We start from the raw sequence: 18,697 nt of genomic DNA on the forward strand, positions 1-18,697 counted from the left end.
AAAATGGCATTACCTTATTTAGTATATAAAAAGGCTATAAAGGATGATTTTAAGCAGCTCCCATTTGAAAAGCTCCTTTTTTTAGGTGTATGGTGCTGTGAATACATGGATAATAAATATGGCAGTTATCTGAACGAGCTGGGGCATGAGAAAGAACATAAGATCTTAACAGATGCTGTATTATTCCTTTGGAGTGTGATTGACAACCCCTCTATAATTGAAGATGCTGTTATTAAGAAGCAATTGAAGGTTTTACGGAATATTGATATAGATGGTCTTGATTTTGCCAAACCAAAGGATTGTGGAATTTTGAAGATTATGGAAGGTATCGAGAACACACTTACTTATATTCAAAAAAAAGATATTGAAGATATTTTCGCCTGTACTTATTATCCATTAGATGTATTGAATGCGGTTATGAACAGTAAGCTTGATCCATATACAACCCCCATGAAGTCAGGCATTGATGATCCGTTCTTTAAGGAAGAGTTGGATGCACAGAAAAAGTTAGTTGAATATTTACAGTCGAATGAGAAATTAACAAGTGCAGATAAACATATTTTCAGAGATTAATACTATTAAAATGCAACTGACTTTTTCAAGTTTTGATAAAACAATAACAGCAGATTTTAAGCAACTTCCATTTGAAAAGCTACTTTTTTTTGGTACATGGTGCAGTGAATACCTATACACCAAATACGCACAGTATCTTAAAGAAATGGGAGACGATGAAGGATATGAGATACTGACTAATGCCATATCATATCTGTGGGCTACGGTAGACAAGCCTTCTTTGATTGAGGAATCTGTTGTGGATGAACATATAGACAATCTGCACACTATTGATATAGATAATTTTGATCTGGTAGAAGTAAATGATACCGGTATTATGAAAGTGATGGAATGTATTGAGAGTGCGCTGGTTTATATTGAAGAGAAAAATTACGAATTTATTGTTGCTTCTGCTTACTTTCCACTGGATGTGATAGATGTAATTATGACCAATGAACTGGGACTGGATACGAATGATCCGAATAAACATATTGAACATCCACTATTAAAAGAAGAGTTTGATGCACAGTTTAAACTGATCGAATATTTAAAAACGCATGATGGATTAACTAGTGCGGATAAACATATTTTCAGATAAAATAAATAATAACAAGAGGGTGCACCATACTTTTGATGCACCCTCTTGTTATTATCGCCTATGACAGATTACTAATTCATTGGCATATAATTATAGATACTGTATTCTCCCTCCATCATATCATTCACATCTTTCGCAAACTGCGGAGTATCGGTTTCTCCCCCACCCCAGAATTCACGGCCGAGTAAAAAATCATTGTAGTAAGATCTCCAGTCTGTATAAGATTGTTGTGCTGCCAGTGTGGCTTTTTTCAACCAGGCCGTAGCCTCATCTCTGTTTAGATATCCTGCCTGGTAGGCTACACAGATATTATTTACATAACGGGCATAATCCCATGCTTTGATGCCTGCTTTGCTAAAGTCATTGTAGTTTGCTTTAATAAATCCCAATCCCAATACAGACTCTTTGGTGAGATCATATTTTTTCAGATCAATCTTTTCGAGATCTGCAGCAGCCCCACCGTTTTCATCCAGTACTTTCCGCAGGAATGCATACTGCACCTGGTGTCCTTCCTCCAACAACCAATTTAAATCTGTTTCCAGTTCTGCCTTACTATTTACTTCCCAGTACTTTGATAAAGTACTCTTTGCATCAGCACCTCCGGGATCGTCCTGCGGCTTGAAAGGGAACATAAAATACTGGCTGTAGGCTTTCTGCAAACTTTTAGCAAATACCGTTGTACCCGGTTGTCCTTCCACAACAGGTTTGATCATAGAGTTAAACACATTTGCAGCACCACCATAACCGTGGAAGAAATATACGCCGGCCAGCATAAACGGATATAATTCATTGTCCCTTATTACAGCAGCCTCACTTTTACTTACAACAGTGTCTTTTTCCTTTTTATCTCCCTTACCGGAAGAATTACAACCAGTGATACTGATGCCTAATAAGCCAGTCAGAGAGATCAATGTAAATAACTTTGTTCCTGTCATTCAAATCTGATTTTTGGATGAAATAATTGGTCCCCTTCCTATTAATTTTTAGATTTTATCAATTTCTTAGATTATATACATATGATAATCAATAAACTAATAAATACCCTACAAATCTTGTAGGGTATTAAATAATTATCCCTATCTTTGTCGAGTTAATAAGAGGCAACTAACAAAATTAATTTAATATGCCTAATGATACAACTCAAACACTGAATAAGATATTAGCCATTCATGGCAATCAGTCACCCCTGTCTGCACAAGTCTGTTGTTGTTGCAGCTGCTAGCCGTTTCCTAAGGATTATTACAACTTCCTTATCGTTTTACCAACCTATCTCACACTATTAAACTGATTTTATGCTGAATACCTACAGATACGCAGATCTTCAACCCGAATTCGAATTAGACTATGCCGGGAAAGCATCTCTGGAAAGAACACCGATCAAACCATTGAATGCAGGAGAAACACTGCCTTCTTTTCATATACATAAGAAAAATATTATTGCCCGCGCCGATATCTTAAAATCTTTAAACGGCTCACTCCCAATTACACAGTTGCTGGATCGTCCGCTTGTATTGGCCTTCCATTCCATTCATTGGAATGACTATGGCAACCGCAGGTTACAGGAACTGCAGGATATTTATGCAGACATACGGGTAATGGGAGGAAATTTACTGGTAGCAACTGCAGAAGACAAAGCGACTTTCGACTTTGCTACTGAAAAATTACAGTTGCCATTTGCTATCATCTCGGATCTGCACAATCACATTGCGAAGAAAGCAGGCATTTATTCTTCTACAGATCCTATCTGGGACAGGGTATCCGGAATTAATGCAGATGTAGCTATTCCGGCTATATACGTGCTTACGCCTTCACTTAAAATAACCTATGCTTCCGTAGATGCATGGTTTGAAAAGGGATTGTCTTCAAGGGAACTGCTTTCTGCAGTTTATACTGCCAGTCAGGAAGAAGATCATGCTATAGCAATTTAACCATCACGATTATATCATTTAGTCACCCCGGAACAAAACTCCGGGGTGACTTTTTTTTTTGTATATTAGTTATTATGGTTGATCAGAATAACGAAGAAGAATCATCGTGGACAACAGTCCTGTGGACTTCAATAGTTGCCCTTATTGGTTTTGGGTTTGCCATTTACCGCTATATGCAGTTTTCCGGCATGTTGGCCACCGGAGATGCCCTCCGTATTACACGCATAGAGCTGTATATTTACCGCGCTACAGGCAAGTGGGGCATTATGGCTGCATTTATATTAATGGGCATTGTTGGCCTCTATTATACTATTTATCATATCAGAGCCATCAGGAACAGGAAGTAATCTTGCTATACAAACCATCATCCCAATCAACCCTTATAATTTATTATTTAACAAGCACCTTCACTACCGGCGGATGTGCAAATGCCTGCCATGCATTCTCTGCTTCCTCCACTGTCAGGTCATTTATATATACCATAATCCGGTAACGCTGAATGTACTCATTACCCGGCAACAGTTGCCACGACTTCATTTTTGTTGGACTATAATTCATCATGATCTCCCCTCTTTCGTTATTCTCCGGCCATACCCTTAAAGGCTGCGGAAAATCATAATTATCTTCAGCGCATAGGATCAGAATACCTGCCTGTCCGTCGGCGGTACGACCTGTGATTTTGATCCAGCGGGCACGGGTGCTGTCTGCATTGATCCGGGTCTTGCCTTCGGAAGTGAGTACTTTGCTATTTGTTGCATTCCATGCTGCTGTGGCACGAAAAGCGAAACCACCACCATAGCGGTATTGCAGCAATTGCAAGGGACTACTGCCTGCACATGAAAGTGTAGAAGTGAAATCCCAGATACGGCGGGTGCTATCCGTACCGCTATTATATGCCCGCACATCCCATACTTCATGCAATGCAACTTTTTCAGCAGCGCCTTTAATAGCAATATGATCCTGCAGCGCTTTGAAACCACACCATACAGCGCCTTCCGATTTACTCAGGAAACTGATAAAACGTACTGTCCCCTCTTTCTTCTGAAGATTCCAGAAGTCTGTTTCCTTTCCTTCAAATTCAGTGTGCGTCCAGGGATTCCAGATGCCCACATGGTGCCAGTGACCTTCCGGATGAATGTTCGTTAGAATCTGTCCATCCGGAGCCCATAACGGGTGAATGAAACCACTACGGCGATATATAGAATCTATCCCGGCTGGTGGATATACTGTTGCGTAATTATATTGCATCAAACGCCGGCCATGTTCCTGTAAAATCAGGGAACCCGCACTATCTCTCACCTGCATAATGGCAGGAGAAGCTGTAGCAGTACTACTGAGTTCAAAAATGCGGCGGGAACCGGCTTCATTAATGCCATCCAGCAGCCAGTAAATCTGATGAGCGGATAATTGGAAAGGCACTGGTTTACGTTGGGTTCCAATTATTTCTACCAGTTGCAGCTGATCTTCTATAGGGAGAGTCAGCTTGTAGTTTACGGGGATGTTGACACGCCGGGAAGCACCAGTTTCAACGACAAAACGGGTTGTTGACTGCGCATGCAATAACTGCATGAACAGGCAGCAGGTTAAAAACAGAGTAGTAGTTTTCATAACGGGTTATATGTGTGTTTTAAGATGATTATTTCAGGATAGCACCTGTTCCCGGTCTGTTTGCATAAATGATCCGGCCGTCAACTATTTTCACACCATCTGAAGTATCTTCTGCCAAAAGCAATGGGCCATCCATATCTACATAATCCAGGTAAGGGAGCAGGTGTGCTACAGCCGAAGTACCAACTGTACTTTCGTTCATACTGCCTGTCATTACCTTCATTCCCAGGTTCTTTGCTTCTGTGATCATTCTACGGGCAGGAGTAATACCTCCGCATTTGGTCAGCTTTATGTTGACACCATGGAAGAGCCCCTTACACTTTGCTACATCCGATTCTATGATACAGCTTTCATCTGCAATGAGAGGTAGCGCAGATGCCGCATATACTTTTTTCATACCATCGATGTCTGCCGCCGGCATAGGTTGTTCGATAAACTCCACTCCCAGTGATGCGAAGGCAGCTGCATTATGCAATGTCTCATCTACCCCCCAGGCACAATTCGCATCTACACGGAAAATTGCTTTTGTATGACGACGCAATTCTTTGATAATAGCAATATCATCTTTTGTACCCAGCTTGATTTTATAGATGGGCCACGGAAATTCTTTCAGTTTGCTCACCATATTCTCTATGGTATCTATGCCGATGGTATAGTCTGTAAGAGGATTATGAGAGATATCCAGTCCCCATACTTCATATAGCTTCTTACCCAGCGACTTAGCATGTAAATCATGCGCTGCAAGGTCCAGGGCACATAAAGCAAACATGTTATCTTTAAAGAGCGGGTATAACAACTCCCAGAAGGCTTCCGGTGTAGTAAGTGAATGACTTTCAATGAATGCCCTGTGTGCGTTGATATCTTCCATCAAACGCGGCACGGTCATATTATAGTAGGAATTGTCTGCAGTTTCACCCAATCCTATAATACCATCCTGTTTCAATGCCACTACCAGTAAGGGTTGAACATCTTTGGACTTACGGGAGATGGTAAAAGTATGTCTGAATTTTAACTCAAAAGGGTGTAATGTCAATTGCATGTTACAAAATAAAGAGAAAAACGGGTATTGTAAAACGCAAAAATGCCGCGAAGATTATTCGCGGCATTTGCTTTATGCTTTATGTGTTCAGCTTATTTCACTTCTTCAAACTCTGCATCTGTTACACCTTCGCTACCAGCGGCATTGCCCTGTGGTTGTTCCTGTTGAGCACCACCGTTTGCCTGTGATTCCTGAGTTGCTTTATACAATTCTTCGGAAGCGGCAGTCCATGCAGTGTTCATTTCAGTTACAGCAGCATCAACCTGTGAAGCATCTCCGCTCTTGTGAGCAGTTCTCAGTCTTTCCAGTGCAGCTTCGATTGGAGCCTTTTTATCAGCAGGGATCTTATCACCATATTCCTTTAACTGTTTTTCAGTCTGGAAAATAAGGCTGTCTGCCTGGTTCAGCTTTTCGATCTTTTCACGTTGTTCTTTATCTGAAGATTCGTTGGCTTTTGCTTCGGCTTTCATCTTTTCGATTTCTTCCTTGCTCAGACCACTACCTGCTTCGATGCGGATATTCTGTGTTTTTCCGGTGCCTTTATCCTTAGCAGTTACGTGCAGGATACCATTGGCATCGATATCAAAGATTACTTCTACCTGAGGTACACCACGTGGTGCAGGCGGAATACCATCCAGGATAAAGCGACCGAGTGTACGGTTCTGAGAAGCTAAAGGACGTTCACCCTGCAGTACATGAATTTCAACACTAGGCTGGTTATCAGCAGCAGTAGAGAATGTTTCAGACTTCTTGCTTGGAATAGTTGTGTTAGACTCGATCAGTTTAGTGAACACACCACCCATGGTTTCGATACCAAGAGATAATGGTGTAACGTCCAGTAACAGTACGTCTTTCACTTCACCTGTCAATACACCACCCTGAATTGCAGCACCAACAGCTACTACTTCATCAGGATTTACGCTTCTGTTTGCTTTTTTACCGAAGAACTTTTCAACTACTTCCTGGATCTTAGGGATACGGGTAGAACCACCTACCAGGATCACTTCATCTATATCAGAAGTATTCAAGCCGGCATCCTTCAGCGCTTTTTTACAAGGCTCCAGGGTTCTTTCAACCAGCTTGTCGCTCAGTTGTTCGAATTTAGCACGGGTCAGTTTCTTCACTAAGTGTTTAGGAACACCGTCCACAGCAGTGATGTAAGGCAGGTTGATTTCTGTTTCCATAGAAGAAGACAGTTCAACTTTTGCTTTTTCAGCTGCTTCTTTCAAACGCTGCCATGACATTGGGTCTTTATGCAGGTCAACCGCCTCATCTTTCTTAAAGTCATCTGCTAACCAATCCATGATCACTTTATCGAAGTCATCACCACCTAAGTGAGTATCACCATTGGTAGATTTTACTTCAAATACGCCTTCTCCGAGTTCCAGGATAGAGATATCAAATGTACCTCCACCTAAGTCAAACACAGCTATTTTGCTATCGTGATGTTTTTTATCCAATCCATAAGCCAGTGCAGCAGCAGTAGGCTCGTTAATGATACGGCGTACAGTCAGACCAGCGATCTCACCAGCTTCTTTAGTAGCCTGACGCTGAGCGTCATTAAAGTAAGCCGGTACAGTGATAACTGCTTCGGTCACTTCCTGGCCCAGGTAATCTTCAGCTGTTTTTTTCATTTTCTGCAGGATCATCGCAGAAATTTCCTGCGGTGTATATAACCTGCCATCAATGTCCACACGGGTTGTATTATTATCTCCCCGTACCACTTTATAGCTCACATGAGACACTTCAGAGGATACTTCGTCAAAATGACGACCCATGAAACGTTTCACAGACATAATAGTGTTAACAGGGTTAGTGATAGCCTGTCTTTTTGCAGGATCACCTACTTTTCTTTCCCCGTTCTTTAAGAACGCCACTACGGAAGGTGTAGTTCTACGACCTTCGTCATTTGCGATTACTACCGGTTCATTGCCCTCCATAACGGATACGCATGAGTTGGTAGTTCCTAAGTCAATGCCTATTATTTTTCCCATAATTATTAATATTCTCGATTGTAGTTGTAGATAGATTTATCTTCTTTGGTCCAAATGTCAATGATTATGCCAACGGGGCGACTATGCAAATATGTCAGTTATGGCTGACAGTTCGTAAGAGTGTGAACAATTCGTGTTTATGAGGGTTATAGTTATGCCGATAATCGTAAACACGGCACGAACCCCAATTATTATGAGAAAGCCCTCAATGTTCCACACAATCTTTCTGCTGGCCCTTTTTATACCATTCCACAGTATGGCCCAGACTGCCGGCAATGGCCGTATTTTCACAGATGGACCAGGTTACCGCAGATGGTCTATCGGCATTAACGGAGGTGTTTTAGCACCCATAGCACCCACTGGCGGTAGTAATGATTTTACAAAATGGAAAGTTTCTGAAGGTTACGGTGGCTACATAAAGTGGCAGTTATTCCATGCTTTAGGTATTCGCGCCGACTATCTGGGTGGCAAGCTGGCAGGTAATAATGACTGGAAGCTGGGAAACGGAAGTATCGCCAACCGGAAGTACAACTCTTTTGAAACCAGATTGAAATGGGCAGCCAGTCTGAGTGCGGTAGTAAATGTGGCTACCATTAACTGGCTGTACCGTAAGAATTTTGTACAAATCTATGTGTCTGCCGGTGGCGGCCTTGCAGGCTATAGCCCACAAATCACAAGTAGAACCGGGATCACTAAGTATAAGTTAGGTGATAAGAAAAAGAACATTCAGGAGTTTTTTGTACCAATAGGTACAGGCCTTAAGTTTAAGCTATCGCAGGTCGTGAACCTTGATCTTGGCTATACTATGCATTTTGTGGACGGTGATAACCTGGATGGCTTTAATTATGGACCCAATAAGGATAAGTTTTCCTATGGTTATGCCGGTCTGGAATTCAGCCTGGGTAAACGCAGCAAGCCCCAACTGGCCTGGCAGAACCCTGCAAAGGTGATGTATGACGAGCTGGAGGCACAACGGACAAAGCTGACCCAGAATCTGGAAACAATGAATGCCACCAATACCAGGCTGACTGCCGATGTAGACAAACTTCTTAAAGATACAGATGGAGATGGCGTGTCTGATTATTTTGATAAATGCCTGGACACTGCTCCCGGAGCGAAAGTAGATGGTTCCGGCTGTGAACTACCCAAAATCACGATACCTGCACCAATACAACAGATCACTCAGGTGATAACAGAAGACGACAGACGACTGGTACGTGAAGCCATTCATAATCTTGAATTCGAATTCGGGAAGGCCAGTATCAAACCATCTTCCTACCCTTCCCTTAACAGGGTGGCTAAACTACTCAGTACAAAAGGTTTCAGTCTGAAGTTGGGTGGCCATACTGATAATGTAGGTAAGGCAGAACGCAACATGATCTTGTCTAAAGACCGGGCAGAATCTGTTAAACAATACCTTTCCGACCAGGGAGCCAATCCATCTAAAATAGAAGCGGTAGGATATGGTGCCGGTCAGCCGATTAACAGCAATAAAACGGCGGCAGGACGGCAGAAGAACAGGCGTGTGGAATTTACGTTGTATTGATTATTGATTGCCATGTAGATAGTAAGAGGGCGGCTGACCTGCAACATCCTGATGGATTGTGTTGGTCAGTCGCCTTCTTTCATTTTCACATGATAAAAGTTTGTTATACCGGCATAGTATTTGTGCATACAGGCAAATTCTAATCCTATCATGAAAAAATCCTTTTTAATCCTGGTGGTTGCTGCCTGCGCCACATTCACTGCCAACGCACAAAAAATCAGCTTCGGTGTTAAGGGTGGTCTGAACATTGCAAAACTGACAGATTATGACAACTCAAAAGTTCGCGCTTCCATTTTTGCCGGAGGTTATGCCAACTTTGCATTTAACGAAAACTTATCTGTACAACCAGAATTGCTGTATTCCGGACAGGGCAATAAGTATGAAGTCCTTAATACTGATTTTACAAACAAACTGGGATATATTAATATACCTGTAATGGTTCAATACCGCATTGTACCTGAGTTTTACCTGGAAGCTGGTCCTCAGCTTGGGTTCCTGGCAAGTGCCAAAACAAAAAGCGGCAAAGTAACTGTTGATATTAAAGATGATTGCAAAACAGTGGATTTTGGCCTGGGCTTCGGTGTTGGTTACCAGTTTTCCAATGGATTCGGTATTGGCGGCCGGTACATGTTTGGCCTGACCAAAGTTTCTGAAGATGAAAATCTGAAAAGAAAGAACTCTGTAGCGCAGATCGGTGTGTTTTACACCTTTAATCATAAATAGATGGCAACATATACTTCTACAATTACTACTACAGCAACACCTCAAAAAGTTTTTGAGGTGTTGACAAAACCTGAACTTGTAAAACTCTGGCAATTCGGAAAGGTATTAAGCACGGATTGGAAAACCGGGAGTGAAATCAGATTCAGCACTGAATATGAAGGAAAGGTATTGGAACAATGGGGAACGATCCTGGAGATGCGAACCAACGAATTGATAAAATACAATTTGTTTACACCAAGACCTGATCTTGAAGACAGGAAAGAAAATTATTGTGTAACAAGTTATATTCTGACAAACAATAACGATCAAACCAATATTGAAATCATTCAGGAGGATAACAGACCCAATTCTTTTACCGGAGGAGGAAATCTTATGCCAATTCTAACATCACTAAAAAATATAGCTGAGAATAGCTAAGGTGACTAAAAAGCAGTGTCACTCCCGATGTAAATGACAATTTGACCTATCAATTCATCTTCCACTTAATTTCCCCACTTCTGCCCGCCGGAATTTTTATACCTTTGCGGTTACTTTTCCCATTAACAGTTATTCAGCATGAGTGTTGTACAAACCATCAAAACGGCTGCAGCCGCAGCTATTAAGGCGCTTTACGAACAGGCAATACCAGCAAAGGACATTGCAATCAATACTACAAAACCCGAATTTGAAGGAGAGTATACTATTCTGGTATTCCCTTTTACAAAGTTCAGCAAACTGAAACCGGAAGAAACCGGAGAACAGCTGGGAACCTACCTTACAGCACATTACCCTGACCTGGTGGCCGGATTCAATGTGATCAAAGGATTTCTTAACCTGCACATCCGCGAACAGTATTGGGCACAATATTTACAACAGCATTTTAATAACCGCAATATTGGTAAAAAACCAGCCAATGGTAAAAAGGTAATGGTGGAATACTCATCTCCCAATACCAACAAACCATTACACCTGGGCCACCTACGTAATAACTTCCTGGGCTTTTCTATCTCAGAGATCCTGAAAGCCAATGGTTACGAAGTGATTAAAGCTAACCTGGTAAATGACCGGGGTATCCATATCTGTAAATCCATGCTGGCATGGCAGTTATTTTCACATGGCGATACGCCAAAATCAACTGGTATTAAAGGTGACCACCTGGTAGGTGATTACTATGTGAAGTTTGAAGGAATCCTGAAAGAACAGGCGGAACCTGTTTTAGATCGTGTACTTAAAAGTGACTTTAAGGATATTGACGCGGCCGACCTGTTAAAGATGGAAAAACTGGTGAACACCTATCATAAACCAGAAGTACAACAGGATAAAGAAAAGAGTACCAAAATCTTAGATGAGATCAAGGAGCTGGCCCGCAAGAATACAGAGATCATGCAACAGGCAAAGATCATGCTGCAACAGTGGGAAGCTGGTAATCCGGAAGTGAGAGCATTATGGGCCACGATGAACAGCTGGGTATATGAGGGTTTTGAACAAACTTATAACCGGCTGGGAATCAATTTTGATAAAATGTACTATGAAAGCAATACCTATCTGCTGGGTAAAGACCTGGTAGAAGAAGGATTGCGCAAAGGTGTATTATTTAAGAAAGAAGATAACTCAGTATGGATAGATCTGACAGCAGAAGGATTGGATGAGAAACTCCTTCTTCGTGGCGATGGAACTTCTGTATATATGACACAGGATCTGGGTACAGCCCGTCTTAAATACGATGATTATAAGATGGATCAGAGTATTTATGTGGTAGCGGATGAACAGAATTATCACTTTAAAGTGCTGCAACTGATCATGAAGAAGTTGCAGGAACCCAGTGCAGAAGGAATCTTCCATCTTTCTTATGGAATGGTAGAATTACCAGAAGGAAAAATGAAGAGCCGTGAAGGAACAGTTGTAGATGCAGATGATCTGGTTGATGAGATGATCAAAGCTTCTGAAGAACAGGCACAGGAATCAGGGAAATTTAAAGATTTCGCCGAAGATGAATTACAGGAGCTGTACAATATGGTAGGTATAGGGGCGATGAAGTTCTTCCTACTCAGGGTAGATCCTAAGAAGAGAATGGTATTTGATCCTAAAGAGTCGATTGAGCTGCATGGTTTTACCAGCGTTTTTGTACAGTATGCACATGCACGTATTAAATCAATATTAAGGGAAGTAACCCCTGATACAGACAAGCTGGAAGGATTCTGTCATAAGGGCAGCCTGCTGCCACTGGAGAAGGAACTGATCATTTTAAATGAACAGTTTGATACAGTACTGGAAGATGCACAGAAAGAGATGAGCCCATCTGTTATTGCGAATTACGCATTCCAGCTTGCACAACTGTTCAACTCTTTCTACGCAGAAAAAGTAGCGGGTAAATACACATATTCTATCAGGGATGCGGAGACTCCGGAGAAAATGAAATTACGTACACAGATTGGTATGCTGACTGCACGTACTATTGCGCGGAGTATGAAATTGCTGGGGATTGATGTTCCGGAAAAAATGTAAGATCACTTTACTACATATGGCTCCTGATGGAGCTAAATCATACTATAATCAAAAGGCTGTATCGAAAATACGATACAGCCTTTTGATTATAGATACGTTCATCAGTTAGTTATTTCTGTTGCCTTATCGCACAATGCTTCACCCTTAGCAATCTCTCCGTTTCCTATGTATGCTTTCCCCAGCATGAAACGGGCAAAAGCATTACCAGGTTGTAAAAACAGCAGTTTATTCCACTGTACGATGGCCTTACTGTAATTGCCGCTGGTATAATGGGTATGCGCCAGTGCCTGTAAAGCCTTTGGATCGCCGGGGCGCCGGCTAAGACAAGCTTCCAGGTAATCAATACCTTTATCCGTTTGTTTTGTTTGTAAACAGGCAGTGCCTATGTTCAGGTAAAAATCGGCATCAGTTGGATGTCCATTTATCCTTGCCTGTTCAAAAGCTGCTACTGCTTTAGGGAAATCCTTAATGTTGAAATAAATACCCGCCAGTGTATAACAGATATCAGCGTCTGCAGGAGTTTCCTTTTGTGCATCCAGCAATACAACGATTGCCTTATCATACAGTCCCTGTTTATAATAGCATAATCCTTTCAGCCGGTTCAACAGATCTGCTCCTGACAACTCTGCCTGTTCTATGTAATTAAGTGCGCTTTCATAATCATTCTGTTCAAAGAAGATATTGGCCATTGTTTCCAATGCTTCTGTATTGGCGGGTTCCTGCTGCAATACCTTTCTGAATTGCTTTTGGGCTGATGGCAGATCATGCATCAATACATATACATTACCCAGTTGCAGATAAGCAGCTGTAAATCCGCTATCCACACTGATAGCAGCACTAAAATATTGTTGTGCAGCCATCAGCTGACCGGACTTTATACAAAACACTCCTTCTTTGTACAGGGCTTTGGCCTTACTGCCGGGAAAAGCAATTGCAGATGCTGTAAAGAAAAATGCCTGAAATAGCAGACACACGATAGGGACTTTTACCATTAGCGGGTTCTAAAACAAACACAATGTAGTAAAATTTTACATCATATGTATAATAGTTCTACTTCATATCTTCAGCAGAGAAAACCATAGGGAGTAAGTGCCTGGCTGTCTGTATTATAAACACTTTACCTGTTTGTCCGGACAAGATAAGACGAATGGGTTGTTGTTGCCTGTTTTCATATTCGGAAAGGGTTTGCCGGCAAATACCACATGGAGAAATGGGGGCATCGCTGCTTCCGTTCAGGTTATGATAACTAACGGCAATGGTATTAACAGCTACTCCCGGGTGCAGGGAAGAAGATGCAGATAAAGCAACTCGTTCAGCACAGATACCGGCAGGAAAGGATGCATTCTCCTGATTGGTTCCCCTTACCAGGGCACCATTTTCCAGAAGGATAGCCGCGCCTACATTAAATTTTGAGTAGGGAGCATATGCCTGTGCGGTAACAGTGCGTGCTTCCTGTAATAATTGCAGATCTTCCGGAGAGAGGGATGAACTATCCGGGTGAGAAAGATATTCGAAAGAAGATTGTTTACTAAAATCCATATATAAAAATACGGATTACAAATGATTCCTCATATGTAATCCGTAGTTAATATTGTTGAGTATTCTTATTTAATTGCTTTAAACAGCCGGCTCCAGCGGATGCTACCTTTACCATAGCTCATCCAGATCAGCCAGGCTTTACCTACTACATGATCTTCAGGAACAAAGCCCCAGTAACGGGAGTCCAGTGAATTATCGCGGTTATCCCCCATCATCCAGTAGTAATTCATTTTGAAGGTGTATGAATCTGCCGGTTTATTATTGATGTAGAATTGTCCGTTCTTAGCTTCGAGTGTATTGCCTTCGTACACACGGATAATGCGATCGTAAATAGCAACATTGCTGCTATCGAGTTTTACAGTAACACCTTTTTTAGGAATCCAGAGAGGACCAAAGTTGTGTTCTGTCCATTTGTAATGAGCCGTATCGTGCGGGAAAACATTTACTTCCTGGGTTGACGGATTTACGAAAGGTCTGAGATCTGTAACAACCGGCCATGATTTCAGGGTGGTAGCTGCAGAAGCGGTCAGGTTATATTTGAACTTACTGGAATCGTATGTACCATCCGGGGTAGGATCAATATCCAATTCATCCAATCTTGAAGGATTTAACTGATCGCCATTGGTCTTTACGTAATATTTGCGCTCACTTTCCACAGGGATCGGCGCCTGTTTGCCATCAATATATACAACACCATCCTTGATACTCAGGGTATCTCCTGCAATGGCCATGCAACGTTTGATATAATTTTCCCTTTTATCTACGGGGCGGGATACTACATGGTTCTGTTCCCAAACGGTTTCCCTGGTCTGGTAACGAATTAGCTGGTAGTAGCTTTGTTCCTGTTGTTCCAGGGCTACGGTATCGCCTTCCGGGAAATTGAACACCACTACATCATAGCGTTGTACATCTGAAAAACCGGGTAAACGGCGATATTTCCATTTTACAGCTTCTGAATAGGCTTTTGTGTATTTGGTAAAAGGCAGGGTGTGATGTGTAAAAGGTACTGCCAGGGGTGTCATAGGAATACGGGGACCGTAACTGATCTTGCTAACGAACAGAAAATCGTTCACCAGCAATGTTTTTTCCATAGACGGGGTAGGAATTGTGTACGCCTCAAAAATAAAAGTGCGTATCAAGGTAGCTGCGATGATTGCGAATATTGCAGCATCAAACCACTCTCTTACAGCAGATTTCTTCTTTGGCTGACCCTCTTTATTTCTTTTCCAAAAAGCCAGGTTCATTAAGATTTGTTTAAGATATTTTAAAAGAACAAATATAATATTCTGTTGTCTACAAGCTCTTCCATCGCTTGCAAAAGTTTTGCTAAAATAAGAGGATTATATTGATTTAGTCATTTTTTTTGCATCCAAAATAGTGAGTAATGGCCCATTTGAGGTGTGTAAGGAGCTGGTTATCCAGTGAAGGGGGCACTGTAACAGGTTCTGCTTCACCTTCTTTAAGGATGAATGGTATCTGATCATTCTTCAACCGGACAATTACCCGGTCTTTGCTGTTTTTTTTAATGGATACACCTCTGTTTCCCAACCGGAAGTTAATTACTCTCATAGTATAGGTTTTGATGGTTAACAACGTTTGTAATTTCACTTTAACTAAATTAAGGTTAATTATTAACACATAAAACAATTATTAATATAATTATCATTATGATAATCAAAAGTTCAAACATTATTTAGACTGCAGGCGCTTGATTTGAACTATTGTGAACATTACCGGCAACCGGAGCCTTTAAGAAGCATAGTGCATACTCCCTGAAATTGGAAAGGGCTTACTGGTTACTACTGTAGAACAGATAAGGGTTAGGGAGCCGTTGGATAACGATTATTACAGTTCTCTACTTAATATTTCGTTAATTTCTGCTGCGCGGTTAAAAACCATGAGGTGGCCACCGCTGGCAATGGTGTAAGTAGGCTTTACATAACGGATAGGAAGTGTAAAGTCTTTGCCTCCGTGAATATGGACCAGGGAAGAGGGGGTAAATTCATTCTCCCAGTTTAGGACAACCGGAATAGCCCAGCGGAGATAGTCAAAGGAAGTCTTTTGCATGTAGTCGTTCAGCAGTTGCTTCTCTTCTTCCGTTTCTCCACGCAGGAAATGCTTTACAAAGTATTTTTTACGCTTTATGATATAGTCGGGCAGGTCGAGCAGCCGAAGCAGTCCTGTTTTCTTTACCCACCTGAAGTAAGCGGGCTTTTCGTGTGTATGTTTTAAACTGCTTACGAGAATGACTTTCTCAATTTGTCGCTTGCGGGCAATTTCCAGGCTCAGCATGCCGCCAAATGAAACACCAAGCAATGTAACATTTTCATGTTCAATGCATTGTGCCATTCTGGCGGCATAGTCTGCAAACGTTTCAGTGGGAATGGTAGGTAACCAGTGCAGGAAATGTGCTGTATACCCTTCAGGAAAACGCAGGTATTTAAAGATGCGTTCATCCGCTCCCATTCCACTTATCAGATAAATGTGCTTAGTCATTATTATGCATTCACACCTTTCTTTTCTCTCACAGGAATCACATAATCGTATATATCTTCTGCCATGATAGTTTTGCCGGACAAGATCACAAGTCTGGCTACCACATTGCTCAACTCACGGATATTTCCGGACCAGTTATGTTGCTGCAGCACTTTCATTGCTTCTTTATCGATGGTCTTTCTCGCCATGCCATACTCCTGGCAGGTGCTTTCAAGAAAATGTTCTACCAGCAGGGGAATATCATCCCGGCGATCATTCAGGGAAGGAACGTGGATCAGGATCACGCTCAGACGGTGGTATAAGTCAAGACGAAAGTTCTTTTCCTCTACTTCTTTCAGCAGATCTTTATTTGTGGCCGCCACTACACGTACATCCACATTGATCTCCTTATCACCTCCCACCCGGGTGATCTTACCTTCCTGCAAAGCTCTGAGTACTTTAGCCTGTGCACTCAGGCTCATATCACCGATTTCGTCCAGGAATAATGTACCACCACTTGCCTGTTCAAATTTACCGATACGTTGCTTTACAGCAGAAGTGAAGGAGCCTTTTTCATGTCCGAACAATTCACTTTCAATCAGTTCACTTGGAATAGCGGCACAGTTTACTTCTATAATAGGGCCAGAAGCACGGCTGCTGCGTTCATGAAGCCAGCGGGCTACCAGTTCCTTACCTACTCCATTCTCCCCGGTTACCAGTACTCGTGCATCCGTAGGTGCTACTTTTTCTATTGTTTCTTTTATTTTGAGGATAGGTGCAGAGCCCCCTATCATTTCCTGCGTTTTATTCACCTTGCGGCGCAGAGTTTTGGTTTCTGTTACCAGCGTGCTCTTATCCATTGCGTTACGCAATGTGATGAGCAAGCGGTTCAGATCAGGAGGTTTGGAAATATAATCGTACGCTCCTTTCTTTACTGCATCAACAGCTGTATCAATATTACCGTGGCCGGATACCATGATAATAGGAATATCCGGGTTTGTTTCTTTTGCTTTTTCAAGAAATTCCAGCCCATCCATTTTGGGCATCTTTATATCGCACAAAATAGCATCATACTGTTTTTCCTTAAACATTTTAAAACCTTCTGCCCCGTCTGCCGCCTCATCTACCTTATAACCTTCGTAGCTAAGGATTTCGGATAAAGTTTTACGAATGCTTTTCTCATCATCGATAATCAGAATGTTGGCCATATCTTTATTTTAGTAAGCAACAGGCAAATTTAGTAGATTTAGTTGATTTAGTTTCATCAGGTATAAAGGTTAACCTCCTAATGTTGTATATTCTATTAAACTGATGAACTAAAGCCGCTTTATCAAGGTTAATCCGTAATTTCAGTGTTTGAAAGAAGAAGATATCCTGTAATTTCTTGCATATGCAACAACTTTTAGAAGAATTAAAGAGGAGGCATCAGCTTGCAATGGCTACAGCATACCCTCCTACTGCATCGGTGAACGAATTTGCGAACAACTTTCTCAACTGGTTATTTCCCGAATATATGGGCAAAGTAATGCCCGATATAGTACTGGTAGAAGAATATGCACATATGCTGCAGATAGAATTGCAACACCTGCTGGAACCCATGCAAAAGCAGTTACCATCAGATGCGGTACATCTCAGCCAGGAATTTATGTCGCATGCTCCGGCTATTTACGACGCCCTCACTAAAGATGCGGAGGCGCTGTATCAGGGGGATCCTGCTGCTACCTGCCTGTATGAGGTGATTCGTGCTTATCCCGGCTTTGTAGCTATCGCCTTTTACCGTATTGCCCATACACTTCACAAACTACATATTCCTTTACTGCCCCGCATGATTACCGAACAGGCGCATAGCCGTACTGGTATCGACATTCATCCTGCAGCAGTAATAGCACCCTATTTCTGCATGGACCATGGAACGGGAATTGTAATAGGAGAAACCACCATCATCGGGGCACATGTAAAGATCTACCAGGGCGTGACGCTGGGAGCATTGAGTGTTGATAAAGACATGGCTCGCAGTAAACGCCACCCTACCATAGAAGATAATGTAGTCATCTACGCAGGGGCTACCATATTGGGTGGAAATACAGTAGTTGGTCACCACAGTATTATAGGTGGTAATGTATGGCTGGTTAAAAGCACAGCACCATTCAGCCGTGTATATTACAAGGCTGACAGCAGTATGAATTTTATTGAAAACAGTTATTAACAGAT

General features: G+C 41.9%; 19 protein-coding genes. 9 read left to right on the top strand and 10 right to left on the bottom strand.

All coding sequences use genetic code 11. The features are described from left to right. Window positions 1–3 precede the first annotated feature (3 nt). Together BM176_RS17700 and BM176_RS17705 are read left to right on the top strand one after the other, a co-directional pair. The gene (locus BM176_RS17700; RefSeq protein WP_090105461.1) at window positions 4–573 is read left to right on the top strand and encodes a hypothetical protein; all 570 of its coding nucleotides are present in this window, start codon (window positions 4–6) and stop codon (window positions 571–573) included. 10 nt (window positions 574–583) lie between these two features. After that, a complete protein-coding gene (locus BM176_RS17705; RefSeq protein WP_090105463.1) occupies window positions 584–1,150 on the top strand; it encodes a DUF416 family protein in 567 nt (188 codons plus the stop codon). 71 nt (window positions 1,151–1,221) lie between these two features. On the opposite strand, the gene BM176_RS17710 is transcribed toward BM176_RS17705, so the two are convergent. Continuing rightward, entirely contained in the window at window positions 1,222–2,085 is an 864-nt protein-coding gene (locus BM176_RS17710; RefSeq protein ID WP_090105465.1) for a DUF1266 domain-containing protein, read from the bottom strand. A 357-nt stretch (window positions 2,086–2,442) separates the two neighbouring features. On the opposite strand from BM176_RS17710, the gene BM176_RS17715 reads away from it, so the two are divergent. Both BM176_RS17715 and BM176_RS17720 read left to right on the top strand, forming a co-directional pair. Beyond that, window positions 2,443–3,078 carry a redoxin domain-containing protein gene (locus BM176_RS17715; RefSeq protein ID WP_090105467.1) on the top strand — a complete coding sequence of 212 codons (636 nt, stop codon included), beginning with the start codon at window positions 2,443–2,445 and terminating at the stop codon, window positions 3,076–3,078. A gap of 74 nt (window positions 3,079–3,152) precedes the next feature. After that, window positions 3,153–3,425: a hypothetical protein gene (locus BM176_RS17720; RefSeq protein ID WP_090105469.1), complete on the top strand. Its 273-nt coding sequence runs from the start codon at window positions 3,153–3,155 to the stop codon at window positions 3,423–3,425. Between the two features lie 43 nt (window positions 3,426–3,468). On the opposite strand, the gene BM176_RS17725 is transcribed toward BM176_RS17720, so the two are convergent. The 3 genes from BM176_RS17725 to dnaK form a co-directional block, all read right to left on the bottom strand. Further along, the gene (locus BM176_RS17725; protein WP_090105471.1) at window positions 3,469–4,686 is read right to left on the bottom strand and encodes a DUF6807 domain-containing protein; all 1,218 of its coding nucleotides are present in this window, start codon (window positions 4,684–4,686) and stop codon (window positions 3,469–3,471) included. Window positions 4,687–4,714: 28 nt separating this feature from the next. Further along, the gene (locus tag BM176_RS17730; protein WP_090105472.1) at window positions 4,715–5,725 is read right to left on the bottom strand and encodes a dipeptide epimerase; all 1,011 of its coding nucleotides are present in this window, start codon (window positions 5,723–5,725) and stop codon (window positions 4,715–4,717) included. Between the two features lie 92 nt (window positions 5,726–5,817). Continuing rightward, window positions 5,818–7,719, bottom strand: coding sequence for a molecular chaperone DnaK (gene dnaK, locus BM176_RS17735; protein WP_090105474.1), 1,902 nt, complete (start codon window positions 7,717–7,719; stop codon window positions 5,818–5,820). 193 nt (window positions 7,720–7,912) lie between these two features. Here dnaK and BM176_RS17740 point away from each other — a divergent pair, with 193 nt between their 5' ends. The 4 genes from BM176_RS17740 (at window position 7,913) to BM176_RS17755 (ending at window position 12,472) form a co-directional block, all read left to right on the top strand. After that, entirely contained in the window at window positions 7,913–9,265 is a 1,353-nt protein-coding gene (locus BM176_RS17740; protein WP_090105476.1) for an OmpA family protein, read from the top strand. A 150-nt stretch (window positions 9,266–9,415) separates the two neighbouring features. Next, complete coding sequence (locus BM176_RS17745; RefSeq protein WP_090105479.1) at window positions 9,416–9,988, top strand: porin family protein; 573 nt, start codon at window positions 9,416–9,418, stop codon at window positions 9,986–9,988. Further along, on the top strand, window positions 9,989–10,405 hold the full coding sequence (locus BM176_RS17750; protein WP_090105481.1) for an SRPBCC domain-containing protein: 417 nt from the start codon (window positions 9,989–9,991) through the stop codon (window positions 10,403–10,405). A gap of 138 nt (window positions 10,406–10,543) precedes the next feature. Next, window positions 10,544–12,472, top strand: coding sequence for an arginine--tRNA ligase (locus tag BM176_RS17755; RefSeq protein ID WP_090105483.1), 1,929 nt, complete (start codon window positions 10,544–10,546; stop codon window positions 12,470–12,472). A 101-nt stretch (window positions 12,473–12,573) separates the two neighbouring features. On the opposite strand, the gene BM176_RS17760 is transcribed toward BM176_RS17755, so the two are convergent. The 6 genes from BM176_RS17760 to BM176_RS17785 form a co-directional block, all read right to left on the bottom strand. Beyond that, the gene (locus BM176_RS17760) at window positions 12,574–13,446 is read right to left on the bottom strand and encodes a tetratricopeptide repeat protein (protein ID WP_177230441.1); all 873 of its coding nucleotides are present in this window, start codon (window positions 13,444–13,446) and stop codon (window positions 12,574–12,576) included. Window positions 13,447–13,522: 76 nt separating this feature from the next. Beyond that, a complete protein-coding gene (locus BM176_RS17765; RefSeq protein ID WP_090105487.1) occupies window positions 13,523–14,011 on the bottom strand; it encodes a cytidine deaminase in 489 nt (162 codons plus the stop codon). A gap of 65 nt (window positions 14,012–14,076) precedes the next feature. Continuing rightward, a complete protein-coding gene (gene lepB / locus BM176_RS17770; protein ID WP_090105488.1) occupies window positions 14,077–15,255 on the bottom strand; it encodes a signal peptidase I in 1,179 nt (392 codons plus the stop codon). A 106-nt stretch (window positions 15,256–15,361) separates the two neighbouring features. Continuing rightward, entirely contained in the window at window positions 15,362–15,580 is a 219-nt protein-coding gene (locus tag BM176_RS17775; RefSeq protein ID WP_090105490.1) for a hypothetical protein, read from the bottom strand. Between the two features lie 276 nt (window positions 15,581–15,856). Further along, window positions 15,857–16,507, bottom strand: a complete 651-nt coding sequence (locus BM176_RS17780; RefSeq protein WP_143097847.1) for an alpha/beta fold hydrolase — start codon at window positions 16,505–16,507, stop codon at window positions 15,857–15,859. Window positions 16,508–16,509: 2 nt separating this feature from the next. After that, on the bottom strand, window positions 16,510–17,694 hold the full coding sequence (locus BM176_RS17785; RefSeq protein WP_090105494.1) for a sigma-54-dependent transcriptional regulator: 1,185 nt from the start codon (window positions 17,692–17,694) through the stop codon (window positions 16,510–16,512). A 182-nt stretch (window positions 17,695–17,876) separates the two neighbouring features. On the opposite strand from BM176_RS17785, the gene BM176_RS17790 reads away from it, so the two are divergent. After that, complete coding sequence (locus BM176_RS17790; RefSeq protein WP_090105496.1) at window positions 17,877–18,692, top strand: serine O-acetyltransferase; 816 nt, start codon at window positions 17,877–17,879, stop codon at window positions 18,690–18,692. Window positions 18,693–18,697: the final 5 nt, after the last annotated feature.

This window comes from Chitinophaga sp. CF118 (assembly GCF_900112615.1).
GTDB lineage: Bacteria > Bacteroidota > Bacteroidia > Chitinophagales > Chitinophagaceae > Chitinophaga.